Genomic DNA, 25683 nt, shown 5'->3' on the forward strand with positions numbered 1-25683 from the left:
TAATTTTGGGTGGCGAACTTCTGCTGAAAGGACTTTCTTTTTGGGCTCTAGATAGTCCCCAGTTTGAAGATGTTGTAGGAGATGTTGTTGTCATACACATCCTCGCCCTCGTGTTTCTTAATCGCATTGACCACACGGATGGTGACAGGAAGCACGATGATTTCGTACACGGTCTTCAATACCACCTGCCAGAGCATCAGCCACGGCAGTTCTGAAGTAGGAACCACTCCACCCAAGGCAAGAGGGAAGAAGATAAGGCTATCGCAGCTTTCGCCTGCCACGGTGCTCCAGATGGCACGGGCGGAGAAATGTTTGCCGCCATCACGAATCTTCATCACGCTCATCACATAGGCATTGGCAAAGGAACCAATGATGAATGCTACGAATGAGGCGGCGGCAATGCGGGGAGCAAGACCGAAGATGGCATGGAAACCGGCATCGTTCGTCCAATAGGGAGCAGCTGGAATCCAGTCGCAGATGGCGCCCAGAGCTACAAAGAAGAAGTTCATGGCGAAGCCTGTCCAGATGAGAAGGCGGGCTTTCTGATAGCCCCATACTTCGCACACTACATCGTTGATGATGTAACTTACCGGAAACACGATGAGACCGCCAGTCAAAGAAATCGGGCCTACTGCAATTTGCTTTGTTTCGAGCACGTTTGCTGCAATGAGACAAACGCAGAAGAGGATGCTGAAAAGCATAAACAGCACACTCACTTGAGTTGTTTTCTTTTCCATTTTCTTGTTTTTTACGAGGTTTACCAAGCACTCGGATTATACTTACTTTTTAATTCGGGCTGCAAAATTACAACTTTTCTCTCTAACTGCCAAATATTTACTCAAGTTTTTCAAATAAAAAAGCCCCAAGTACTATCTCTAGCACTTGGGGCTTCTATCTAACTAAACCTAAACTAATCTAACAATCTAACCTAACTTCTAAACAATTTAACCTAACCAAACAATCTAACCTAATCAAACAAACTTTTTATGAAAACTTATCAACTTATTGACACTTCCTCTTATTGCAATCTCCATACCAAAGTCTCTATTTCTGCCAAATAGGCAGAAAAGAACGAGAAAGACAGAAAAAAGCCCGCCATTCTGTCGTGAATGCGGGCTTATCATATTAATTACCTCAGTTCTTTTTTACATAAGAGAACCGCTGTTCCTCTCGGTTCCACCGAGAATCCTCAGCTCCCAGTCCCCCCAGTCTTTATTTCTCCATAAATTTCTTGGCAGCTCTGAGCTGGTGTCTCATCACGCTCAGGAACTCCTGGCTCTCCTGCAATACATTCAGATAAACCAGAGAAATCTGCATCAGCGAGTTGTCTGAAAGATGCTGGATGCGGTCGATATGCTTCTTGCGAAGTGCGCTCAGTTCATCCTTGCAGGCATCAGCCTCGGCGAGAATCTCGCGATAGTTCTCATAGCGGCTTGTCTCTATCTGCTCACAACTCATGCGCATCAGGTCGTTGATCTTCTGTCGAACAGGAGCAAACTCCTTGGTGTACTCTTCTGGCAGTGGGTTGAAGTTGTTGTCCACGTGTTCCTTGATAGGGTCGAGCATACGACGCAGAGAGTAGATAAACTGCTGATTGCTGTTGGCTCCCAGATGGAACCAGGTGTTGCGCTCGATGGCAATCTCCATAGGCGATTTCTTCAAGCCGAGCATCTCCTGACGACGGAGCTTCTTCAGCATATCCTGCTCCTTCTTCAATTCCTTGTTGGCATGGCGAAGCTCTTTAGGCTTCTCGTTGGCAAGACCATCCATAATCTGGTTGAACTCGTTCAGGGCGAAGTGGCAAACGTAAGCCTGGGTGCGTGATACCTGGCGGCGAAGCAAATCCCATACAATCTCAGGGTCGTGTGAGCGCATCATCAGCTGGAAGGTGCTGCCCTTGCTCTCTTCCTTTGCCTTTTTGTTATACTGGATGTTGCTGCGGATGAGCAGGAAGATAACCAATGCCATGAAGCAGGTCTGGATACCTACACCGCCGAAGTGCATGATGATACAAACAATGGCGCAGGCTGCGAAAGCCACACCGGCTGTGATAAACCATCCACCAATCACACTCAATACACCGGTTACTCGGAATACGGCACTCTCACGGCTCCAAGCTCTATCGGCAAGCGAAGAACCCATAGCCACCATAAAGGTAACGTAGGTAGTAGAGAGAGGCAACTTCAGGTTGGTACCGATGGTGATAAGCATACTTGCCAATACCAGGTTTACGGCTGCACGAACCACGTCGAAGGCAGCGCTCTCTTCCAGCTCTACATCGTTCTTGTCGAATCGGCTGTTGATCCAGTTCATCAGAGCCTTTGGCATAAACTGCTTCAACCATGAATCTGTAGCCTGGCAGTTGCGTACAATCACGCGGGCTGCAGAAGAACTTCCGAACATTTCATCACCCTCGTCCTGACGGCTCAAATCTACAGAAGTCTTGATTACGTTCTGAGCCTTCTTGGATGTTGCCATAGCGATGATCATCACGGCACCGGCAGCGAGAAGATACACAGGAGTAGTCTTGGCGCTATCCATCAGAGAAGTCATCATAAACTGGTCTGGAGTAGCACCATTTCCATTCGCCATATAGTCCTGATAAGAAGAAAGACCAGCCAGAGGCACACCAATGAAGTTAACCAGGTCGTTACCGGCGAAAGCCATCGCCAGGGCGAAAGTACCCATCAGCACAGTAAACTTGAAGATGTTGATACGGCAGAGATGCAGGAACTCCATCACGATGGCAGAACCCACGAAGGTGATGCAGAGCAGCAAGCCAAGGTTCTGGTCGATATAATTGCGCCACTCAGCTGGCAGGTAAGGACTCTTACCCAAGCCCTTCATGAAGATGAAGTAAGAGAGGGCAGTGAAGGCGATACCGCCGAAGATGGCGATGCTGTAGCGAGAATGCTTGCGATAATTAAAGGTGAAGATGATACGGGAAAGCCACATCACGAAAGCACCGAATACGAAGGCGATGATAACGGATGAGAAGATACCCATGATAACCTCCAAGGCTTTGTTGCTGTTGAGTAATACGCCATAGTTGAGGCTATCGTCGCCGTACATCTTCAATGTAGCGAGGATAAAGGCACCTCCCAGGAGCTCGAACACCAGCGAAACGGTGGTTGAGGTTGGCATACCCAGCGTATTGAACACATCCAGGATAATCACATCCGTCACCATCACGGCTAGAAAGAGCGTCATCACTTCTTCAAAGGTGAAGTGGTCTGGACTCATGATGCCGTGTCGGGCGATATCCATCATTCCCGATGACATGATGGCTCCCAATACTACACCGCAGGATGCGATGATCAGCACCGTGCGAAACTTTGCCACCTTAGCTCCGATGGCAGATTGCAGGAAGTTAACAGCGTCGTTGCTGACTCCTACGAAGAGATCAAACACTGCCAAACAGAGCAGGAAGATCACGATACAAAGATAAATCGTACTCATTACTTATTTAATGTTTATTGTTATTATCCTAATTCCTTCGTTTTCGGGTGCAAAGGTACGTAAGGGATGTTACAGGCTATTTAAACAGATGTTACAATCTGGTTAAAATGGAGAAATGGCTAGGGCCCTTAGGTTCGATATAATTCTTCCCTTAAAGGAATTGCTTTCTACCTTTAAAGGAAAATGTTTCTAGAGTTAGCAGAAAGTTTCGTTCAGCGACGTTGAATGTCCGTTCAGCGACGTTGAATGTATGTTCAGCGACGTTGAATGTAGGTTCAACGACGTTGAACGGAACTTTCTTCTAGTCTTAAAAACAATTTCGTTGTGGTTTCTTGGGAAAAGAAAAAGGAGATAAAGATAATAAAAAGCATGATTTTCCGATAATATTAGAAAACGAAAAAAGAATATGATGAAACAATTTGAACATATCAAAGCGATAGCTTTTGATGCCGATGATACGTTGTGGGCTTTGCAAAACTACTTCGAGGAAGTGGAACATGAGTATTGCGATCTGCTTTCGGAGTATGGAAACGAGAAGGAAATTTCTGCTGCCCTCCTGGAAACGGAGAGTAAGAATATGCCCGACTTGGGTTACGGCTGCAAGGCGTTCACCATCTCGCTGGTGGAGAATGCTGTAAAGGTGAGCCATGGAAAGGTGGAGGCAAACGTCATTGCGCAGATCGTGGATTTGGGCAAGAGTCTGCTGCATCTCGATGCCAAACCTTTGGAAGGCGTAGAGAAGACAATAGCCTGTCTGAAGGATAGATTCATACAAAATGCAGGAAATGCGTCCTTGAAATACAAGCTTGCAGTTTTTACTAAAGGTGAGTTGATGGATCAGGAAAACAAGTTGTGGCGTTCGGGGTTGCAGCGTTATTTCGATGTGGTGAGCATCGTGAGCGATAAGACTCCCGAGGCTTATCGTCGCCTTTGCAAGGAATTAGAGGTAAATTCTGATGAACTCGTGATGGTGGGCAACAGCTTCAAAAGCGATATTGCTCCGGCATTAAAAATCGGAGCTTCGGCTGTCCATATCCCCTTTCATACCACATGGGCGCATGAAAAGACAGAGGAATTTGAACATCCCAAGCTCCGTCGTATTTCAAGATTCGAGGAACTCCTCGATGTCTTGTAACTCGATGTCTTGTAACTCGATATTTTATAAGGGTCTTATAAAACCCTTATAAAATTCTTATACCACTTTATTCTTCTCCTTCTTCATCTTTCAATGATTCCAGCGTCTCCACGAATGGACTGTGGAAGGTGCTGAAGAGATGAAGAATCTCCTTGCGCTGCTCCTCTTCCTCATCCCAGAGGCTGATTTCACCCTTCTGATGAGCCTTGATGAGCTTGGCGCAACGCTTAATCTTGCGCTTGTTGTTGCGAGCCTGCAACTGGTCGCCCTGAATTGGCTTCTGGGTAACGAACGAGAAGGCTACAAGCTGGTTCATGAACATGTCGAACATAGGGTCGTCGTGACTCCAGTCGCTGTCTTTCAGCCAGAACCACTGGAACAGATATTTCTGCTCCATGGCAATGAGTTGCTGTCCCAGGGTATCCATGTCGATGCCCTTAGCCATCTGCTCCTTAACAAAGGCTACGAGACTTTCTGGATTGATTTCCATTTCTGCTTCGTGGGCGATAGAGCTGCCTGCAATATTGATGCGCCAACGATAGTTCTTGTTCTTGATGAGTGCAGAGTGGGCATTCATCATCAGCTCGCTCAACTTTCCCTCTGATGGAATCTGGTCAACCACGGCAAGGCGCTGGCGTTGGTCGCGTACCACTAGCTGGGCATCCTCGTGGCGCAATACGCAGAGATATACCAACTTGTTCTCGTCGAGTTGCAAGGTGAAGCGGTCGTTGTTGTCATCGCCCACGAACTCATAATGGTAGTTGTCCACCTGGTCGTGAGGAATCTCAATCTCCTCGTGCACCTTGTTGTTGTCTGCATCATAGAGAGAGAAACCGATATAAGGAATCTGGATGTTCATGGTGAAAGGATTACCTTCTTCAGGAATCAGCGTCAGGCGTAGACCCTCGTCGCCGAAGTCTTCCTTCTTGCATACAAATCCGTCGTCGGTCTTCTCTGCCTTCTCCACCTTCACGTCGCCATGACGCCAATAGATGTCGAAGGTGATGGTGCTGTCATCCTCGGCTGTCACCTGGATGAAGTCGTCGATGTCCTGACCCAGATAGACCACGGTGGCTGGTTCGTAAACCTCCGTATCGTCGTCCTCAAGTGGTTTCACCTGAATCAGACCCGGCATTGGGTCATCTTCCCATTCGTCCTCTTCGGCAGCGGAAACCGATTTGAAGACGAGGAAAATCATTCGCTGTTCCTCCTTACTGCCGTCTTCACGGCAGAGAAAAACCTTCGACTCCTTAGGGATAAAGAAAGGAGAGGATAAGTAAGGGTTCTTACATAATGCTGTGTATTCCACCTCAGTCCAGACAGGCAAGGTGTGCTTGTTCGTATTATTTGTCATATCTGTTTTTTATGTATTATCCTATTTTACTGAATTGCGGAATTGAATTTCCGAAAACGGCTGCAAAGTTACGGAGAATTACAGACAATACAAAATTTCGAGCCGTTTTTTTTAGCATAATTGCCGTGTTTTCTTCATTTTTGGGCTTGATGATTTGGCTCTTTCAAATATTTATAGTAGTTTTGCAGAAAAAATTAGCTAGATTAATGAGTGATATGACAATGAAAATCAAGACATGGGGGGCGATGGCGCTGGCTGTGCTGGCGCTGGCTGCGTGCCATAGGGGTGATAAGCGCCCTCCACGCATGGATAATTCCAAGCTTGCCATCAGCCTTTCCAAGCCTGCCAAGGGCGACAGGGCTATCTATGGACTTGCCTGCATGGGCTGCTCGGATACTGCCGTGGTGCTGCTGCCCAATGGCGGCGGCGACCCCGTGAGATACAATATCCTGGATGCCAGCAGAAACCATCAGGTGTTTGGCGACATTGAAATTGGCGACTGGATTTGCGTGATGCCTTGTACAAACAAGAACGACCGCAACGGGGCGGATATGGTGATAGACCTCGACAAGCTGAAGGCCACCTGGACTTATCCCGTGATGCCTCGACTGCGTGATGTTTCGCATCTGTCGAAGCGCCAGCAGGCGCGCATTCTTGCCAATATGCCCGATAGCATCGTAGAGAATTATATGGTGCCACGCCAGTATGGCTTCACTCTGAAGCGCATGAGTGAGGCGCTCTCCGTGGGTCATGTGATGTCAAATGCCGGTGTGGAGGATGATAGCCCAGTGGAATATCCGGAAGTACCTTTCTATACAGAATGGCATCCTTATAACGGCAAGCTGATTCTGGTGAAAGGCAGAAGGGAGTTGGGAGAGATGGTGGTTAACGAGAAGACTACCTATGATACTCTCACCTTTGTCTACATGAAGGGCGACTCCCAGGGAGGGCACTGAAAAAGTCCCTTCATTGGTTATGTTAGTTTAACATTCGATCTTTGAAATAGTGTACCCAAAAGTTGCATATGTGCAATATTTTTTGTATCTTTGTAGGAAAATACAAGGATTATGCTAGAGCAACAACAGACCATATCATTCAGTGATTATTCAAGTTTGTATGACTTGATTATCCCAAAAGACAACCTGCTCCGCCAGATTACTGACCTGGTGGACTTTAGTTTCGTATACCAGGAATTGCAGGACAAGTATTGTCATGACAATGGTCGTACAGCAGAGAGTCCTATCCGTATGTTTAAGTATCTTCTTTTAAAGGTAATCTATAACATATCGGATGTTGATGTTGTTGAACGTACTCGCTATGATATGTCGTTTAAGTACTTCTTGGGATTAACTCCTGAGGAGACTAATCTGATTAATCCTAGTTCCTTGACCAAATTCCGTCGACTTCGCCTGAAGGATATGGACCTGTTGGATCTTCTCATCAAGAAGACTGTTTCTATTGCTATAGAAGCTGGTGTCCTCAAGTCTAGAACCATCATTGTTGATGCAACCCATACGCATTCTCGTTCCAACCCTATCAGTGCAGCAAAGAGTTTGGAGTATTATTGCAAGGACGTAATCAAGGTCGTTGATTCTGTAGATGACAGCATGGAATTGCCTGAGCTTCCAAAAGAAAAGAAGTATTCTTCTATCATGACTGCTGCCAAAACAATAGTTGCAACAGTAGAAGCTGACGCTGCAACTGCCAATATGCCTGCAGTCAAGGAACGTCTTAACATGCTGAAAGAAACCATTTCCGATGCAGAGACCCGAGGCGTAATATCAAAAGATGAAGATGCCCGTACAGGACATAAAACAGCGCATTCTTCATTCTTTGGCTATAAGACGCATATAGCTATGAGCGATGAGAGAATTATCACCGCAGCTACCGTCACCTCCGGCGAGAAGGGTGATGGACAGCAATTGCCGGAATTGATAAAAAAGACAGAGGAAGCAGGAATGGAAGTTGATTCCATAGTAGCAGATAAGGCATATTCCAGCAAGGAGAATCTCAAAATGGCAAAGGAAAACAATATGCGCCTCTCTGCTCGTTTAAGCTCTGTAATTGACGGTAATCGAACAAACAAACTCCCTTTTGAATACAACAAGGATGCAGATCTGTACGTCTGCCCAGCAGGGCATCTGGCGAAATGGAAAGAGATGAATAATCGCAAAAATGACAAGCGTCACAGAAACTCCAGCATTACCTATTATTTTGATGTGGACAAATGCAAGGTCTGTCCATTGCGTGAAGGTTGCTACAAGGAAGGAGCCAAGACAAAAACATATGCGGTTACCATCAAATCGGATGAACAGTTGGAGCAAATCGAATATCAAAAAACAGAAGAGTTTATAAATCTTCAGAGGAAACGATACAAGATAGAAGCCAAGAACTCCGAACTTAAGAATGTCTTAGGATATGACAGAGCCCTGTCATACGGTTTGTCGTGCATGGAAATGCAGGGTGCTTTGACTATTTTCGCTGCAAATGTGAAAAGAATCATCAAATTGATGCAAAATGCATAAGGGGGGAAGTAGATTCCTCTATATATTGCCGAATTAAGCGCCAGAAAGGCTATAGAAAGCTATTTGGGGCTATATTCCTGTCCAAAAAAGTATTCCACTTTTAAAAGATGAAATGCTTCTTGGACAAGAATTAAAGTTCAAAAACAAGCTATGCAACTTAAAATTGGGTACCTTTTTCAGTGCCCTCCCTGGCTCTGCGCAACAGTGCCGGTGTGGTGACTGGCTACAAGCGTAGCAAGGATGCCCGCACCGTGAATGCCAAGGCGAATGCGGCGGCTGCCAAACTCAGCGAAAAGTTGAAGCGAGAGTTGAAATAAAGTAAGAAGATTACATAATAAAATTAAAAAAAAAGGAGATTAGACCGATTTCTCGATTTTTTTGTCTAATTTTGCACCTTGGTATGGAATGTCTGGGCTTTCTGATGGCTTTCAATAAGCTTTCTGATAGTTTTCAGAAGAGAATATGATGGCTTTGGCTTCAGAGGCAAGACAAGTCCTATACCTTATTATATATAATAGGAATATAAGAAATTTAAGAATAAGAATGAAGAAGAAAATTCAGTTCAGTCTCGTTTATCGAGACATGTGGCAGAGTTCTGGTAAGTTCCAGCCACGCAAAGATCAGTTGGCTAAGATTGCCCCAGTTATCATCGAAATGGGTTGCTTCAGCCGTGTTGAGACCAATGGTGGTGCTTTCGAGCAGGTAAACCTTTTGGCAGGTGAGAACCCTAACGATGCAGTGCGTGCTTTTTGCAAGCCTTTCAATGAGGTGGGCATCAAGACTCACATGCTCGACCGAGGATTGAACGCTCTTCGTATGTATCCTGTGCCAGATGATGTACGTGCCCTCATGTACAAGGTAAAGGCTAAGCAGGGTACCAACATCACCCGTATCTTCGATGGCTTGAACGATGTGCGCAACATCATTCCTTCTATCAAGTGGGCTAAGGAGGGTGGCATGACTCCACAGTGTGCGCTCTGTATCACAAACTCTCCTGTTCATACACTCGAATATTACATGAACATCGCCGATCAGCTCATCGCTGCCGGTGCAGAGGAAATCTGTTTGAAGGATATGGCTGGTATCGGTCAGCCTGCATTCCTCGGTAAGCTCACCAAGATGATCAAGGACAAGTATCCTGAGATTATCATCCAGTACCACGGTCACTCTGGCCCAGGTCTCTCTATGGCTTCTATCCTCGAGGTCTGCAACAATGGTGCCGACATCATCGATACAGCCATCGAGCCATTGTCATGGGGTAAGGTTCACCCAGACGTCATCTCTGTTATCAGCATGCTGAAGAACGAGGGCTTCGAGGTACCTGAAATCAACATGAGCGCTTACATGAAGGCTCGTGCCATGACTCAGGAGTTCATCGACGAGTGGTTGGGCTACTTCATCAACCCAGGCAATAAGATTATGTCTTCATTGTTGCTCGGTTGCGGTCTCCCTGGCGGTATGATGGGTTCTATGATGGCAGACCTCGGCGGTATGCGTCAGACTATCAACAATATCCGCAAGAAGAAGGGTGAGGAAGAGTTGTCTATGGACGACCTCCTGATCAAGCTCTTCGATGAGGTAGAGTATGTATGGCCACGCGTAGGTTACCCTCCATTGGTAACACCATTCAGCCAGTATGTAAAGAACATCTCATTGATGAACCTCCTCACCATGGAGCAGGGCAAGGGTCGTTTCGTAATGATGGACGATTCTATGTGGGGTATGATTCTCGGTAAGAGTGGTAAGATTCCTGGAGAGATTGATCCAGAACTCGTAGAGCTTGCCAAGAAGCAGGGCCGTGAGTTCACAGATGTGGATGCTCACACATTGCTTACTAATGCACTCGACGACTTCAAGAAGGAGATGGACGAGAACGGATGGGAGTATGGTCAGGACGACGAGGAACTCTTCGAGCTCGCTATGCACCCAGAGCAGTATCGCAACTTCAAGAGTGGTCAGGCTAAGAAGAACTTCCTGGCTGACCTCCAGAAGGCAAAGGATGCTAAGCTCGGCAGCACCTTGACTCCAGCTCAGCTCGCTGAGTTCAAGCACGCCAAGGCTGATGCCATCGTATCACCTGTAGCCGGTCAGATTTTCTGGGAGTTCCAGGGTGAGGGCGAGTGCCAACCAGCTGTAGAGCCATTCATTGGCAAGGAGTACAACGAAGGTGATGCCTTCTGCTACATCCTCACTCCATGGGGTGAGTTTGAGACTGTTCCTGCCGCTTTGGGTGGTAAACTCGTAGAAATCAATGCTAAGCAGGGCAGCAAGATCCGCAAGGGTGATGTCATCGCTTACATTGAGCGCAACGCTGAGTAAACATTAAATTTATGAATTATCAAGCAATTATTGATAAGTATTATCCTGAGGATAATGAGCTTCGCCATATCCTCATCACACATAGTCAATCTGTAGCGCGAAAAGCGCTACAGATTGTTTCGTATCATCCCGAATTGCAGCTCGACGCACAGTTTATCGAGGAAGCAGCCATGCTTCACGACTTGGGAATCTTCCTCACAGATGCGCCTGGCATCCAGTGCTTTGGCTCACAGCCATACATCTGCCACGGAAGGCTGGGAGCGGAAATCCTGCGCAAGGAAGGGTATGAGCGACATGCTCGGGTATGCGAGCGCCACACCGGTGCCGGCATCACCAAAGAGCAGATAGAGAAGCAGCAACTGCCTCTGCCTCACCAGGATTTTCTGCCTGAAACCATGGAGGAGAAGGTAATCTGCTATGCTGATAAATTCTTCAGCAAGACTCATCTCGATAAGGAAAAGAGTATAGAAAAGGCAGAGAAAAGTCTCGCTAAGTTTGGCGAGGAAGGAGTAAAGCGCTTCCAACAGTGGGAGCGGATGTTTGAAAAGTAGAAAATAATTTTCTGAAGTCTTATTGGGTTTATGAAACTCTAATATTTTTCTGAATGAGAAAACAATCAACCATAGCTGTTCTGTTGCTTGCCTCCATCGCTACCATGATGGTGGCAAACCCGGGTATGCCTGCCGTCGTTAATTCCCTGGAGGATGATGCCGCCAGCGATACCACGAAGATGGATTCCCTGCAGAAGGCTATATGGAAACACAATAAGGTGGTGGATGACAGCATCCGGCTCGATAGTATCAATCGAAAGAAGTCGGGCGGCATCGACGCACCTGTCAATTATCAGGCCGACGACTCGCTGGTGTATGATGCCCACAGCAAGGTGGCGCATCTCTATGGCAACTCGAACGTGAAGTACGAGAACATGGACCTCACCTCCGACCGCATCTCGATGGATTTGGACAAGAGCAACGTCAGGGCGAGCGGTACAGCCGACTCTACGGAGGAAGGCGGCGTCAAGGGTAAACCTGTCTTCAAGATGGGCAGTGATACCTATGATACCGATACCATCAAGTTCAACTTCAAGAGCAAGAAGGCACTTATTAATAATGTATATACTGAGCAGCAGGATGGATTCCTCACGGGTATGAAGTCGAAGCGAGATTCCTCGGGTGTCATCTATCTGCAGCATGGCAGATATACCACCTGCGATGATCCGCACCCTGATTTCTATATCTCGCTCTCCAGGGCTAAGATGCGACCGGGCAAGGACGTGGTCTTCGGACCAGCCTATCTCGTGGTTTGCGATGTGCCTATGCCGCTTGCCATCCCATACGGATTCTTCCCGTTCACCAAGAGCTACAGCAGCGGTTTCATCATGCCTACCTATGGCGACGAAACGGCACGAGGCTTCTATCTGCGTGATGGCGGATATTATTTTGCCATGAATGATAAATGGGATTTGAAACTGTTGGGTGAAATCTACACCAAGGGTTCCTGGGGTATCTCGGCAGCCAGCAACTATCGCAAGCGATACAAATATTCCGGCTCGTTCTATTTCAGCTATCAGGACACCAAGAATGGTGATAAGGGCATGCCTGACTTCACCGAGCAGGAGAGTTTCAAGATTCAGTGGAGCCATCGCCAGGACTCGAAGGCAAATCCGTTCAGTTCGCTTTCGGCAAGCGTCAACTTCGCCACATCGAGCTACGAGCGCAATAACCTCAACTCGCTCTACAATCCGCAGACGATGACGCAGAGTACGAGAACCTCTTCCGTAAGCTGGAGTACCAACTTCTCGAGCATCGGAATGTCGCTCAGCTCTACCGCCAACCTCTCGCAGAATATGCGCGACTCGTCGATAGCCATGACGCTGCCCGACCTGAACATCAGTATCTCGCGCTTCTATCCGTTCCGCAGAAAGAAGATGGTGGGCGACGAGAAATGGTACGAGAAGATTGCCATGAGCTATACGGGCCACATCTCCAACAGCATCAATACCAAGGAGGATAAGCTGATGCATAGCTCCCTCATCAAGGATTGGCGCAACGGATGGCAGCATCAGATTCCGGTGAGCGCATCGTTCACCCTCTTCAAGTATCTCAATGTAACGCCGTCGTTCAACTTCACCGACCGTATGTACACCAACAAGGTGGAGAAATCGTGGGATGCTACCACCCAAAAGGAGGTGTGCGATACCACCTACGGCTTCCACAACGTATATAACTGGAATATGAGCGTGGGTATGAGTACGAAGATTTATGGCTTCTGGACACCAAGCCGAAAGATATTCGGTGATAAGATTCAGACCATCCGCCACGTCATCACCCCAACGGTGAATTTCAGTTATGCGCCAGATTTCGGAGCATCCCGCTATGGCTACTGGGATACTTATCAGAAGACTGATGCCGATGGCAATGTATCGCTGGTAAGCTATTCGCCTTATCAGAACGCCCTCTATGGTGTGCCGGGCAAGGGAAAGAGCGGAAACATCTCTTTCACTCTGGGCAACAACCTGGAGATGAAGTGGAAGGATAAGAACGACAGTATCAAGAAGATTAGTCTGATTGATGCGTTTGATATCAACATGAGCTATAACACCGCAGCCAAGGTGCGCCCTTGGAGTGATATGAACATCAACCTGCGCCTGAAGTGGTGGAAGAACTATACATTCAATATGAATGCCGTGTTCGCTACCTATGCCTACGAGATGGACGATAAAGGCAACGTGTATGTGGGTAACCACACGGAGTGGGGCAAAGGTCGATTCGGACGATTCCAGGGTATGTCGCAGAACTTCTCGTTCACGCTGAATCCGGAAAAACTGAAGAAACTCTTCGGTGGCGGCAGCGATGAGGACGACCGCGATAAGAACAAGCGTAAGGATGACGACGATGAAGGCTTGGATACCGACATCGAGAGCAACGTGGATGATAATATCGAAAAGGGCAAGACGGCTGCCAAGAAGAGCGGAGGCGGAAAGGCTAAGACCGACTCGGATGGCTACATGGCATTCAAGATGCCTTGGTCGCTCACCTTTGGATATGGTGTCACCATGCGTGAGGATACCCGCCGTGAGAAGTTCAACGAGAAGACTATGCGCTATCCGTATAAGTTCACCCAGACGCTGAACATGAGTGGTAACATCCGCATCAGCGACGGCTGGAACATCAGCTTCTCTTCTGGTTACGATTTCGATAACTCGAAAATCAGTATGACCACAGCCAGTCTGGCACGCGACCTCCACTGCTTCAACATGAGCTGTTCGGTGGTACTTGCACCATACACCAGCTACAACTTCACCTTCCGATGCAATGCAGCCACATTGACGGATGCCTTGAAGTATGATAAGCGAAGCGGCTATTCTAACGCCGTGCAGTGGTATTAAGCAGAGTATAATCGAATGATATGCTGAGAAATTATCAGAGTAATAACTAAACGAGGACAGCTAGTATTGAAAAAATGCTAGTTTTCCTCGTTTTTTTTATGATATATTTTGTAATCTCGGATAATAATCGTATTTTTGTACCGAAGATTTTGAAAATAAACATTATACGTAAATTTATAAAACCATGAGTAAGAAAATTACAACTATCCTAACTTTCGCTATGCTGGGGGCACTTCAGGCTTCAGCACAGCAGCAGACACAGTTATCTTATTGGTTCGACACGCCTGTCACCCTGAAGGGACAGCAGATCTGGTATGGTGGCCATCCTGAGAAATGGAAGCACAAGAAGCCTATCTCGGCTGGTGATACCGCCCGCAATCCTGATCCTGATTGGGAGTCTAAGTCGTTGCCTATCGGTAATGGCAGCATCGGTGCCAACATCCTGGGTTCCGTGGAAGCTGAGCGCATCACGTTGAATGAGAAGACACTCTGGCGTGGCGGTCCGAACACCAGGAAGGGTGCTGCCTATTATTGGAATGTGAACAAGAATTCTGCCCATGTGATGCAGGAAATCAGAGATGCCTTCGCTGCCAACGATTGGGAAAAGGCATCCCAGCTCACCCGCAAGAACTTCAACAGTCCTGTGCCTTACGAGTCTTATGCCGAGGACCCATTCCGCTTCGGTAGCTTTACCACGATGGGCGAGGCGTATATCGAGACGGGACTGAGCACTGTTGGCATGTCGGATTATCGCCGTGCCTTGTCGCTTGATTCAGCCTTGGCTTCGGTTTCCTTCGTCAAGGATGGCGTAAGATATCAGCGTGAGTATTTCATCTCTTATCCTGCCAATGTGATGGCTATCCGCTATAAGGCTTCCCGTCAGGGCAAGCAGAATCTCGTGTTCTCCTATGCGCCTAACCCTGTTTCTACGGGCAGACTGGTGGCTGATGGCAGAAACGGCTTGCTTTGGGATGCACGTCTCGATAACAACGATATGCAGTATGCCATTCGCATCCGTGCCATCAACAAGGGCGGTAGCCTCTCTAACGAAGGCGGAAAACTGACCGTGAAAGGGGCTGATGAGGTGGTTTTCCTCATTTCTGCCGATACCGATTACAAGGCAAACAATAATCCGGATTACAATGATCCTAAGACCTATGTGGGCGTGGATCCACTGGCTACCACCCAGGATTGGGTGAGCAAGGCTGAAGGCAAGGGCTATGCGCAGTTGCTCGATGAGCATTATAAGGATTACAGCCGCCTGTTCAATCGGGTAAGTCTGAACCTGAACGATGTAGATAAAGCCAACGATATGCCTATAGACCAGCGCCTGGCCAACTATCGCAAGGGTGCCAAGGATTTCTATCTGGAGCAGCTCTACTATCAGTTTGGCCGCTATCTGCTCATCGCCTCTTCCCGTCCTGGCAACATGCCAGCCAACCTGCAGGGTGTATGGCACAACAACGTGGATGGTCCTTGGCGTGTTGACTACCATAACAACATCAATCTTCAGATGAATTATTGGCCAGCCTGCACCACCAACCTGAGCGAGTGCGAGCTTCCGCTCTTCGACTTTATCCAGACACAGGTGAAGCCGGGTGAAAAGACTGCCAAGTCATATTATGGTACCCGTGGCTGGACCACATCTGTATCCAGCAATATCTTCGGTTTTACCTCTCCGCTGTCAAGCGAGGATATGTCGTGGAACTTCTCTCCATTCGCCGGTCCATGGCTGGCTACCCATCTCTGGGATTATTACGACTATACCCGCGATAAGAAGTTCCTAAGCGAGACTGCATACGATATCATCAAGGGAAGTGCCAACTTCGCTACGGATTATCTGTGGCATCGCAAGGATGGTGTCTATACAGCGGCTCCTTCCACCTCTCCTGAGCATGGACCGATAGACGAGGGCGCCACCTTTGCTCATGCCGTGATTCGTGAGATTCTGCTCGATGCGGTGGAGGCTAGCAAGATATTGGGCAGGGATGCCAAGGATCGCAAGCAGTGGGAAGATGCCCTGAAGCACATTGCTCCTTATCAGATAGGCCGCTATGGTCAGTTGATGGAGTGGTCTAAGGATATCGATGATCCTAAGGATGAGCATCGCCATGTGAACCATCTCTTCGGTTTGCATCCGGGCCGCACCATTTCGCCTATCACCACTCCTGTGCTGGCAAAGGCTTCCAAGGTGGTGTTGGAGCATCGTGGCGATGGTGCCACGGGATGGTCGATGGGTTGGAAGTTGAACCAGTGGGCTCGTCTGCACGATGGCAACCATGCCTACAAGCTTTATGGCAACCTGTTGAAGAATGGTACGCTGGATAATCTCTGGGATACGCACGCCCCATTCCAGATTGACGGTAACTTTGGCGGCACTGCGGGTGTCACCGAGATGCTGATGCAGAGTCACATGGGCTTTATCCATCTCCTCCCAGCCCTGCCTGATGCATGGCAGAAGGGGTCCATCAAGGGCCTCCGTGCCAAGGGTAACTTCACGGTAGATATCTATTGGGATAACGGTCGCCTTACCAAGGCAGTCATCCTCTCCGGTTCCGGTGAACCATGCCAGGTAAGATATGGAGATAAGGTGAAAAAGATGAAGACTCAGAAGGGCAAGACCTACGAGGTTAAGTTCTGATGAATAAAAAGAAATTATTTAGCCTTAAGGAAAAAAATATTTTCCCTTAAGGCTAAATATTTCTAGCCTTAAGGGAAAAAAAATACGCTATGATAAAAGCTGTGAAGGGGCTAATTAGTCCTTCAGATGCTTCAGCCTTCTCTTTGCCTCCGGATGGCTCGGATAAAGCGTCAGCGCTTTCTTGTAATTGATAATCGCCGCTTCTTTCATACCCTCCTTTTCGCACTCCTTACCCATGATGACATACTCCGTGGCTAAGCGCTTCAGGAATTTCTCCTGCTTCTTCTTTTCTTCATCCTTCTGCTTGATTACTTCTCTCAACCGTTCGTTCTCTGCCTGCAACTCATTCACCTTGTTCAGCTTCTTGCGGATAAAACGCTTGGCAAGTGGATGCTCTATGTCGTAACGGCTGTGGATGGCTAGGAAGAAATTATCCAAGGCGGCTTGCATGTCACCCTTGTCATACGCTTTTACGGCATCGTGATACTGCCTGTCGGCTTTGCTCTGCGTCAATGCCGTGTTGATGGTATTCTGGTTGTTATACTGGCGGGCAAACTGCTTCACCTCGTTGCGGACGAATATCTCGCTTGGGCGGATAGGCTCCTGCAAACTGATTCCCTCCAGACTGGTGCATCTCGACAAAGCCACGTAAGTCTGACCACCTGCAAAGACACCACCCGTAAAATCAATCTTCACCTGATTGAAAGTCAATCCCTGACTTTTGTGAACGGTAATCGCCCAGGCAAGTCGGATAGGGTATTGCTCGTATCTGCCAATCTCCTCCTCTTCAATCTTCTTCTCTACTTCGTTGAAATGATAGCGCATGTTGCTCCAGGCTGCAGGCTCCACCATCACGTCCAGTCCATTTTCCGTGCGTACATATATCTTGGCATCATCCTCATTATCAAAACCGATGATGGTGCCCAGCGTGCCGTTTACCCACTGGTGTTCGATATCGTTCTTGATGAAGATGACCTGTGCTCCCGTCTTCAGATATAGTTCGATAGGGGTAGGCAAACTGCTTTCGGGGAACTCGCCCTGGATGTTGCCACGGAAGAGCGTTGGCTCACCCGGCAGAAGTTTGAGCTGGTTCTCGTTGATGTAATCCACGGTGTCGCGGCGGGTAGAGAGGGTGATGGCAAGCTTGGAATCACTCTCGTCGAGTTGGGCACCCACCCGCTGGTTGAGCAGCTGCAGGTCTTTCGTCTGCGCCTGACTGGTTCGGATATGGTCGAGAATACTGATGAATACGGGGTCGCTCTGACGATACACCTTGGTGAGTTCGATGCTCACGAGCTGGAACTGCTGGAATATCTTGGCATCGAAGAAGAAGCTGCTGCGATAGAAAGGATTCAGCAGTCTGCGGTCATCCTCCCTTACCACAGGTTCCAACTGGTAGATGTCACCCACAAGCAAGAGTTGCTTACCTCCGAACGGCTCCCTCATGTTGCGGCAATACACACGCAGCACCTTGTCGATGAAATCGATGATGTCGGCACGCACCATACTGATCTCATCGATGATGATGAGTTCCACTTCGCGGATAATCTTGATTTTCTCAGAATTATACTTCAGCGTATTCCGGATATTGCGCACGGAATACATGCTGTCGTTGGGCAGCAGCGGATGGAAGGGTAACTTGAAGAAACTATGCAGGGTACTGCCTCCGGCATTGATGGCAGCGATGCCCGTAGGCGCCAAGACGATGTGTTTCTTCTTGGTATTGGCTGCGATGTATCGCAGAAAAGTGGATTTACCCGTCCCCGCCTTTCCGGTGAGGAAAAGCGAACGACGGGTAAACTGTATGATTTGGAGTGCGTTCTGCAACTCCGCATTGTCGAGATCAATCATATTAAAAAATTAGAGATCATCGAAGTTGATAGGCTGCTCTGTTGGCTTAGCCTTCTTCTTCTCTTTCTTTTCTTCTGTTGTTCCGGAACTTGGGGTAGGGGTTGCTCCCTCGGTCTTGTTCACTGGAACTTCCTTGATAACAGGGTTGCCATTCTCATCGAGGATGATTTCCTCGTTGAAGGCGGTGCTGTCTACACGAGTGGTATCTACCTTAGGTTTTGGCGCATAGCTAGCACAGATGTACATGTCGCGGGTGATGTCGGCATCCTGCGGCTTGTCAAACTTGGCGTGGTACTCCTTGAAGGCTGGGTCGCCAAATACGGATTGCAGGAAGTAACCGCATATAGGCAATGCTGTTCTGGCACCCTGTCCCAAGGCTCCGGTGCGGAAGTGCAGACAGCGGTATTCTCCACCTACCCAGGCACCAACCACCAGTTTAGGACTTACACACATGAACCAGGCATCTGAGTGGTTGTTGGTTGTTCCCGTCTTTCCGCCAAACTCGGTATCACGGTAGTTGCCCACATAGCCCCAAAGGCTCTGCGATGTACCGCCCGGCTCCTTCATACCGCCCTGAAGCAACTGTTGCATCAGGAAGGCACTCTTGTAAGGAATCACCTGCTCTTCTGTAGAAGGACCTTCATATACCACCTTTCCGTCGTGGTCCACAATCTTGGTTACCAATACTGGGTCGTGGTGCTTACCATTGTTTGCAATGGTACAGTAGGCACAGGCCATCTCCAGCAGGTTCACATCGCTGGAACCCAAGGCAAGAGCTGGTGTGTCATCCAGCGGACTGTCGATACCCATCTTCTTGGCGGTCTCGATGATGCGCTTGATGCCCATTTCCTGACCCAGGCGCACAGCCACGGAGTTGATACTCTTGGCAAAGGCACTCTTCAGCGGGATGCTGTCGCCCGAGAACGAACCGCTGGCATTGGATGGTCTCCAGGTGGTCATCTCGTGCTTCTTCTTGTCATAAACCTCCATCGAGATGTATTCGTCGCGGCGCTTGTCGCAAGGAGTGAGTCCCTGGTTCATCGCCTCGGTATAGACAAAGAGCTTGAAGGTAGAACCCGGCTGGCGCTCGGCTGTTACCTTGTCATACTTCCAGTGGTCGAAATCAATGTCGCCCACCCATGCCTTTACGGCTCCCGTCTGTGGCTCCATAGCCACGAAAGCGCTGTGCATGAAGGTGGTCATATACTTGATGCTATCCTCTGAAGTCATGTTGATGGTAATGCTTCCCTTATCGTAATCGAACACCTTCACTGGGTGAACCCACTCCTTATAATAATAGTTCACGGAGTCTGGATCGTTAGGGAAGCGTGCCAGCAATGCCTTGTAGAATGGCTGGCGCTCGGCGATGCCCTGGATAAAGTTAGGAATCACCTGGTGGTTCTCGTCCTGCCAAGGTTCCTGACCCAGCCAATTGCCCTTACCTGCCTGCGTGCGGCGGATGCTCCAGTGATTATTGAAGTTCTGCTGCACCTGCTTCATCTGCTTGCGGGCAGCATCCTCGGCATACTTCTGCATGCGGGTATCAATGGTGGTGTATATCTTCAAACCACTGGTGTAGAGGTCATAACCCTCGTCCTTGCACCAGTCTTTCAGGTAGTTGGCCACAGCCTCACGGAAGTACTTCGCCTGTCCGTCGTAGTTTTCCTCTACCTTGAAGTCGAGCTTGATAGGCTCCGTCTTCAGCTGGTCGTATTCGGCACGGGTCAGGTCGCCATGTGTCACCATATTATATAATACGGTGTTGCGGCGAGCCAGACTGTTTTCCGGATTGGTGCGTGGATTATAATAGGTGGTAGCCTTCAGCATACCCACGAGTATGGCAGCCTGGTCGGTGGTCATCTCCTTTGGCGTGGTATTGAAGTAAGTCTTGGCGGCAGTCTTGATACCGTAAGAGTTACTACCGAAATCCACGGTGTTGGCATACATGGTGATGATTTCCTTCTTGGAGAAAACCGTCTCCAGTTTCACGGCGATGATCCACTCCTTGCTCTTGATGATGAGCAGTCGCAGCACAGGCACCTTGCCGAGCAGACCGGTGGAGTATTGCGAACGGACACGGAACATATTCTTTGCCAACTGCTGGGTGATGGTTGAGGCACCACGCCCGCTATGATGCAGCAGGGCATCCTTGGCAGCAGCGAATACACCGATAGGGTCGATACCGATGTGCTTGTAGAAGCGCTCATCCTCGGTGTCTACCAGTGCCTTGAAGAAGGCAGGGTTCACGTCTTCGTATTCCACAGGAGTACGGTTCTCGTTGAAATACTTACCGATGAGCTTACCATCGGCACTGTAAATCAGGGAAGCCTCCGAAGTCTGCGGGTTCAGAATACCCGAAAAATAACCAGGTGACTTACCGAAGAGCCACAGAAAGTTGATATCTACTGCACCCAAGTATAGGATAAAGGCTACGATACAACTAGCCAAGGCGACAACCGTCTTGGTGTACCAAGCCCTTCCCTGGTACAAACTCTTGTACCAAGTCCAACTGGCGCGAAACTTATGCCATATCCAGGCAAAGATAGTCTTGACTTTATTCATAATCGTTTATCTGTTTTTGTCGGTGCAAAGGTACAATAATAATTTGAAAAACCATCAATCTTTATGTTTTTATTTGTTATAAGGCATCATATCGGGTGCATGAAATGTTTCAGGAACTTTATCAGATGTTACATTTAGACGTTTTCCCCCCTTTTTTAACTTTTTTCACCACAAAAAAACGCAAAAAACGTTTGCTGGGATAAAAATAATTAGTAACTTTGCGCTCAGTAAAAACAAGCAGTTCATAAGCAATTATACAAAAACTTAATATAAAACATAATAATTATGGTAAGCAACAACATTCCACAAGTAAAGCTCGGCATCATTGCCGTTAGCCGTGACTGTTTTCCAATCGCGCTTTCTACACAGCGCCGTGAGAACATCGTAAAAGAGTACAAAGGTGAGATTTTCAACTGCCAGACTACAGTTGAGAACGAAAAAGATATGCTCAAGGCTGTGAGCGAGGTAAAGGAGCAGGGCTGCAACGCCTTGGTGGTTTTCCTCGGTAACTTCGGTCCAGAGACTCCTGAGACTTTGATTGCAAAGAATTTCGACGGTCCTGTTATGTTCGTAGCTGCCGCTGAGGGCGACGGCGACATGATCAATGGTCGTGGTGATGCATACTGCGGTATGCTCAACTGCTCTTACAATCTCGGCATGCGCCACCTGAAGGGTTACATCCCTGAGTATCCTGTAGGCACAGCTGCAGAAGTAGCCAAGATGATTCAGGACTTCGTACCAGTAGCTCGCGTCATCCTCGGTTTGAAGGGCTTGAAGATTATCACTTTCGGTCCACGTCCACAGGACTTCTTCGCTTGCAACGCTCCAATCAAGGGCTTGTACGAACTGGGTGTAGAGATTGAGGAGAACTCAGAGCTCGACCTCCTCGTAGCTTATAAGGAGCACGCGAACGATCCACGTATCGACGAGGTTTGCGCTGATATGGCCAAGGAGATGGGCGAGGGATGCTACTATCCTGACCTCAGCCGCAGAATGGCACAGTTTGAGTTGACATTGCTCGACTGGGCAGAGGCTCACAAGGGTTCTCGCCAGTATGTAGCATTCGCCGACAAGTGCTGGCCAGCCTTCCCAAGCCAGTTCGGTTTCGAGCCTTGCTATGTTAACAGCCGTCTCGTTAGCCGCGGTATTCCTGTAGCTTGCGAGGTAGATATCTATGGTGCTTTGTCTGAGTACATCGGTATGTGTGCTTCTGATGATACTGTAACATTGCTCGACATCAACAACTCTGTTCCTCAGTATATCTATGATGAGGACATCAAGGGTAAGTACGATTACAAGTTGACTGATACCTTCATGGGCTTCCACTGCGGTAACACTCCACAGTGCAAGATGTGCTCTAGCCGTAAGATCAAGTATCAGTTGATCCAGAACCGCTTGTTGGAGAATGGTGGCACACCAGACTTCACCCGTGGTACTTTGGAGGGTGACATCGCTGCATCAGATATCACATTCTATCGTCTGCAGTGCGATTCAGAGGGTAACCTCCGTTCTTATATCGCAGAGGGTGAGGTTCTCGATGTTCCTACTCGTTCATTCGGTGGTATCGGTATCTTCGCCATCAATGAGATGGGCCGCTTCTATCGCCACGTCTTGGTTCAGAAGGGCTATCCACACCATGGTGCAGTAGCTTTCTCTCACGTAGGCAAGACCCTGTTCGAGGTATTCAAGTATCTTGGCATCAAGGATATCGCTTACAACCAGCCAGCTAGCCTGCCTTATCCAACCGAGAATCCTTGGAAGTAAGATAAAAATTATATGAAATAATGAAGGCGATTGCTTTTCCGCAAAGGGGATAGCAATCGCCTTTTTGTTTCTAAGAACTCCGCCACTAAAAGAAACGGCAATTTTGAACATATTGTGATATTTTGTGAATAGTGATTATTTGCAGAAAATCAGTACCTTTGCACCAGAAAACAATCGTATTGTATATCATAAGAAACATATTAAAAATGAACAAGAAAAAGATATTGTGTTTTTGTCTGGCTCTCGGGGCTTTTTCTGCTATGATGGCGCAGGAAACTCTGTCGCTGAGCCAGTGCCTGCAGATGGCAGTGGATAACAACCTGTCGCTGCAGAAAAGCAGGAACGAGATTGCAAAGGGAAAGTATTCCATCAGCGAGAACCAGGCGAAGTTGCTGCCGCAGATCAACGCCGTGGCACAGTTGAACGATAACTTCACGCCTCCCGTTTCCGTGACGGATGGTTCTGCCTACGGCAAACCTTACAATGTAACCAAAACCCTGCAGTATAATGCTTCGGCAGGCTTGCAGCTCCAGATGCCGCTCTACAACCAGATGGTGAATACTGCCATCGACATTGCCAAGATAGCAGACCATCTCAACCAGCTCTCTTACGAGAAGGCACGTGAAGACCTCATCGTGCAGACCGCCAAGATGTATTACATGGCGCAGAATACTGCTGAGCAGATTAGACTGGTAAACGACAATATCAAGCGCCTGGAGGAACTCTATGGTATCACCCAGGCATTCTACGATAATCAGATGAGTCTTGAGGTAGATGTGAAGCGTGTGAAACTCAACATCGAGAATCTCACCGTACAGCGTGATAACGCCATTGCCATGCTCGATCAGCAATATACCATGCTCAAGTATGTGATAGATTATCCTGCAGAAAAGCAAATCAAGGTAAGTGATGTGAATCCCGGAGAGATAGAAACGGTGAATGCCAACGGATTGAACACCAATCTCTATGAACTTCAGCTCCTGGAGAAGAGAAAGGAACTTGCCCAGAAGCAGACCCAACTTGCTAAGGATGGCTATCTGCCTTCTGTGAGTCTTACCGGAAGTCTGATGTATTCAGCCTTTACTGATAAGATAGAGCATTGGATTCATTCGGGCGAATCAAACCATTGGTATGGTTCCAATGGCATCGGCATCCAGCTGAGAGTGCCTGTCTTCGATGGCTTCGAGAAGCGTTCCAAGATAAGACGTGCCAAGATGGAGGAGGAGAATGCCCGCATCGGATACGAGGATGCCTTGAAAGGCATGCAGGCAAACTATATGAACGCCGTGAGCGAGGTGAACAACAGTCAGCGCAACTACAAGAAGCAGTTTGACAACTACACTCTGGCGCAGGATGTATATAGTGTAACAGCCGACCAGTATAAAGAAGGTGTAGGAACGATGACCGCCGTTCTCCAGGATGAGATGCGCATGAGCGAAGCCATGAACAACTATCTCACCGCCTACTATAAATATAAGGTGGCGAATCTCTCGCTCCTGAAACTCACCGGACAGTTGGACCAGGTAAAATAGCAAAGTAATCATGTAATAATAAGAACAATCAATCAGAATATAACAATGGAACAGAACGAAAACAACAAGATAGAAACTTCTCACGAGGAAATGCAGAAGAAACTGAAGAAGCAGCGCATCCGCCAGATCATCGCCAGCCTCATCGGCGTAGCCATTCTCACCTTCGGACTCTGGAAGATAGTCTGCCTTTTCCTGGATTATAATGCCAACGAAACCAGCAACGATGCCCAGGTAGAGCAGTATATCTCTCCTGTCAATCTCCGTGCATCGGGCTATATCGCCAAGGTTTGCTTCAAGGAACACGAGGAGGTGCACAAGGGTGATACGCTCCTGGTTCTCGACGACCGTGAGTATCGCATCCGACTGATGGAGGCTGAGGCGGCACTGAAGGATGCCAAGGCTGGAGCCAACGTCATTGATGCTACCCAGCAGACCACCCAGACATCGGCTACCGTCTATTCGGCATCCATCGATGAGATAGAGGTGCGCCTTGCCAAACTCGCCAAGGACTGCGAGCGCTATCGCAACCTGGTAGAGAAGAAAGCGGCTACTCCTATCCAGCTGGAACAGCTCGAAGTGGAATATGCGGCTACCAAGAAGAAACTGGAATCAGTAAAGCGACAGCAGGCTGCTGCCTATAAGGGTGTGAACGAGGTGGTTACCCGCAAGCAGAATGTGGCTGCTGCCATCGAGCGTGCTGAGGCTGCGGTGGAGATGGCGAAGCTGAACCTCTCTTATTGTGTGGTGGTAGCACCATGCGATGGTAAGTTGGGCCGCCGCTCTATCGAAGAGGGACAGATGGTGAACGCAGGTACTACCATCACCTATATCCTTCCTAATGCCCAGAAATGGGTCATCGCCAACTATAAGGAAACCCAGGTAGAAAATCTCTATGTGGGTCAGAAGGTACGCATGACGGTGGATGCCATCAGCAACAAGGAGTTTGAGGGCACCGTTACCGCTATCTCCGGAGCAACCGGTTCCAAGTATTCTCTTGTTCCTACCGATAATTCGGCAGGTAACTTCGTGAAGATTCAGCAGCGTGTGCCTGTAAGAATCGACTTCACTAACCTCAGCAAGGAAGACAATGCCCGCCTGGCAGCAGGTATGATGGTGGTAGTGAAGGCGGAGAGAAATAAAAAGTAGATAGAAG

Annotated in this window: 16 protein-coding genes; 11 read left to right on the forward strand and 5 right to left on the reverse strand. The window is 48.2% G+C overall.

Annotated features, from left to right (window positions below; translation table 11 throughout):
- Positions 1 to 47: 47 nt before the first annotated feature.
- Together KUA49_RS06335 and KUA49_RS06340 are read right to left on the reverse strand one after the other, a co-directional pair.
- The gene (locus KUA49_RS06335; RefSeq protein ID WP_118311745.1) at positions 48 to 737 is read right to left on the reverse strand and encodes a queuosine precursor transporter; all 690 of its coding nucleotides are present in this window, start codon (positions 735 to 737) and stop codon (positions 48 to 50) included.
- 475 nt (positions 738 to 1212) lie between these two features.
- A complete protein-coding gene (locus KUA49_RS06340) occupies positions 1213 to 3459 on the reverse strand; it encodes an inorganic phosphate transporter (protein ID WP_218412614.1) in 2247 nt (748 codons plus the stop codon).
- Positions 3460 to 3868: 409 nt separating this feature from the next.
- Between KUA49_RS06340 and KUA49_RS06345 the strand changes: the two genes are divergently transcribed.
- A complete protein-coding gene (locus tag KUA49_RS06345; protein WP_218412621.1) occupies positions 3869 to 4594 on the forward strand; it encodes an HAD family hydrolase in 726 nt (241 codons plus the stop codon).
- A gap of 67 nt (positions 4595 to 4661) precedes the next feature.
- Here the strand turns inward: KUA49_RS06345 and KUA49_RS06350 are convergent, their stop codons facing one another.
- Positions 4662 to 5948, reverse strand: a complete 1287-nt coding sequence (locus KUA49_RS06350; protein WP_256624835.1) for a hypothetical protein — start codon at positions 5946 to 5948, stop codon at positions 4662 to 4664.
- A 221-nt stretch (positions 5949 to 6169) separates the two neighbouring features.
- Here KUA49_RS06350 and KUA49_RS06355 point away from each other — a divergent pair, with 221 nt between their 5' ends.
- From KUA49_RS06355 to KUA49_RS06385, 7 genes are all read left to right on the forward strand, one after another.
- Positions 6170 to 6904 carry a hypothetical protein gene (locus tag KUA49_RS06355; RefSeq protein ID WP_218412615.1) on the forward strand — a complete coding sequence of 245 codons (735 nt, stop codon included), beginning with the start codon at positions 6170 to 6172 and terminating at the stop codon, positions 6902 to 6904.
- A gap of 111 nt (positions 6905 to 7015) precedes the next feature.
- Positions 7016 to 8473 carry an IS1182 family transposase gene (locus KUA49_RS06360; protein ID WP_218413607.1) on the forward strand — a complete coding sequence of 486 codons (1458 nt, stop codon included), beginning with the start codon at positions 7016 to 7018 and terminating at the stop codon, positions 8471 to 8473.
- 179 nt (positions 8474 to 8652) lie between these two features.
- Positions 8653 to 8790, forward strand: a complete 138-nt coding sequence (locus KUA49_RS06365) for a hypothetical protein (RefSeq protein WP_218412623.1) — start codon at positions 8653 to 8655, stop codon at positions 8788 to 8790.
- A gap of 226 nt (positions 8791 to 9016) precedes the next feature.
- Positions 9017 to 10792 carry an oxaloacetate decarboxylase gene (locus tag KUA49_RS06370; RefSeq protein WP_217762769.1) on the forward strand — a complete coding sequence of 592 codons (1776 nt, stop codon included), beginning with the start codon at positions 9017 to 9019 and terminating at the stop codon, positions 10790 to 10792.
- Between the two features lie 11 nt (positions 10793 to 10803).
- Positions 10804 to 11343 (forward strand): HDIG domain-containing metalloprotein, encoded by a 540-nt coding sequence (locus KUA49_RS06375; RefSeq protein WP_203039282.1) that lies wholly within the window; start codon positions 10804 to 10806, stop codon positions 11341 to 11343.
- 53 nt (positions 11344 to 11396) lie between these two features.
- Positions 11397 to 14180: a putative LPS assembly protein LptD gene (locus KUA49_RS06380; RefSeq protein WP_218412624.1), complete on the forward strand. Its 2784-nt coding sequence runs from the start codon at positions 11397 to 11399 to the stop codon at positions 14178 to 14180.
- 184 nt (positions 14181 to 14364) lie between these two features.
- Positions 14365 to 16821, forward strand: a complete 2457-nt coding sequence (locus KUA49_RS06385) for a glycosyl hydrolase family 95 catalytic domain-containing protein (RefSeq protein WP_218412625.1) — start codon at positions 14365 to 14367, stop codon at positions 16819 to 16821.
- Positions 16822 to 16935: 114 nt separating this feature from the next.
- Here the strand turns inward: KUA49_RS06385 and KUA49_RS06390 are convergent, their stop codons facing one another.
- Positions 16936 to 18672, reverse strand: a complete 1737-nt coding sequence (locus KUA49_RS06390) for an AAA family ATPase (RefSeq protein WP_218412626.1) — start codon at positions 18670 to 18672, stop codon at positions 16936 to 16938.
- Positions 18673 to 18681: 9 nt separating this feature from the next.
- On the reverse strand, positions 18682 to 21234 hold the full coding sequence (locus tag KUA49_RS06395) for a transglycosylase domain-containing protein (protein ID WP_218412627.1): 2553 nt from the start codon (positions 21232 to 21234) through the stop codon (positions 18682 to 18684).
- 285 nt (positions 21235 to 21519) lie between these two features.
- On the opposite strand from KUA49_RS06395, the gene KUA49_RS06400 reads away from it, so the two are divergent.
- The 3 genes from KUA49_RS06400 (at position 21520) to KUA49_RS06410 (ending at position 25676) form a co-directional block, all read left to right on the forward strand.
- On the forward strand, positions 21520 to 22998 hold the full coding sequence (locus KUA49_RS06400) for an L-fucose/L-arabinose isomerase family protein (protein ID WP_203051173.1): 1479 nt from the start codon (positions 21520 to 21522) through the stop codon (positions 22996 to 22998).
- 206 nt (positions 22999 to 23204) lie between these two features.
- The gene (locus KUA49_RS06405) at positions 23205 to 24530 is read left to right on the forward strand and encodes a TolC family protein (protein WP_218412628.1); all 1326 of its coding nucleotides are present in this window, start codon (positions 23205 to 23207) and stop codon (positions 24528 to 24530) included.
- Positions 24531 to 24575: 45 nt separating this feature from the next.
- The gene (locus KUA49_RS06410; protein WP_218412629.1) at positions 24576 to 25676 is read left to right on the forward strand and encodes an HlyD family secretion protein; all 1101 of its coding nucleotides are present in this window, start codon (positions 24576 to 24578) and stop codon (positions 25674 to 25676) included.
- The last annotated feature ends 7 nt before the right edge of the window (positions 25677 to 25683 follow it).

This window comes from Segatella copri (assembly GCF_019249655.2).
Taxonomy (GTDB): Bacteria; Bacteroidota; Bacteroidia; order Bacteroidales; family Bacteroidaceae; genus Prevotella.

What these genes read in the sequence shown, in the direction of transcription:
- KUA49_RS06375 (WP_203039282.1), top strand. Translation starts at nt 10,804, where the DNA reads ATGAATTATCAAGCAATTATTGATAAGTATTATCCTGAGGATAATGAG.
- KUA49_RS06350 (WP_256624835.1), bottom strand. Translation starts at nt 5,948, where the DNA reads ATGACAAATAATACGAACAAGCACACCTTGCCTGTCTGGACTGAGGTG.
- KUA49_RS06360 (WP_218413607.1), top strand. Translation starts at nt 7,016, where the DNA reads ATGCTAGAGCAACAACAGACCATATCATTCAGTGATTATTCAAGTTTG.
- KUA49_RS06385 (WP_218412625.1), top strand. Translation starts at nt 14,365, where the DNA reads ATGAGTAAGAAAATTACAACTATCCTAACTTTCGCTATGCTGGGGGCA.
- KUA49_RS06340 (WP_218412614.1), bottom strand. Translation starts at nt 3,459, where the DNA reads ATGAGTACGATTTATCTTTGTATCGTGATCTTCCTGCTCTGTTTGGCA.
- KUA49_RS06395 (WP_218412627.1), bottom strand. Translation starts at nt 21,234, where the DNA reads ATGAATAAAGTCAAGACTATCTTTGCCTGGATATGGCATAAGTTTCGC.
- KUA49_RS06345 (WP_218412621.1), top strand. Translation starts at nt 3,869, where the DNA reads ATGAAACAATTTGAACATATCAAAGCGATAGCTTTTGATGCCGATGAT.
- KUA49_RS06405 (WP_218412628.1), top strand. Translation starts at nt 23,205, where the DNA reads ATGAACAAGAAAAAGATATTGTGTTTTTGTCTGGCTCTCGGGGCTTTT.
- KUA49_RS06355 (WP_218412615.1), top strand. Translation starts at nt 6,170, where the DNA reads ATGAAAATCAAGACATGGGGGGCGATGGCGCTGGCTGTGCTGGCGCTG.
- KUA49_RS06335 (WP_118311745.1), bottom strand. Translation starts at nt 737, where the DNA reads ATGGAAAAGAAAACAACTCAAGTGAGTGTGCTGTTTATGCTTTTCAGC.
- KUA49_RS06410 (WP_218412629.1), top strand. Translation starts at nt 24,576, where the DNA reads ATGGAACAGAACGAAAACAACAAGATAGAAACTTCTCACGAGGAAATG.
- KUA49_RS06390 (WP_218412626.1), bottom strand. Translation starts at nt 18,672, where the DNA reads ATGATTGATCTCGACAATGCGGAGTTGCAGAACGCACTCCAAATCATA.
- KUA49_RS06400 (WP_203051173.1), top strand. Translation starts at nt 21,520, where the DNA reads ATGGTAAGCAACAACATTCCACAAGTAAAGCTCGGCATCATTGCCGTT.
- KUA49_RS06380 (WP_218412624.1), top strand. Translation starts at nt 11,397, where the DNA reads ATGAGAAAACAATCAACCATAGCTGTTCTGTTGCTTGCCTCCATCGCT.
- KUA49_RS06370 (WP_217762769.1), top strand. Translation starts at nt 9,017, where the DNA reads ATGAAGAAGAAAATTCAGTTCAGTCTCGTTTATCGAGACATGTGGCAG.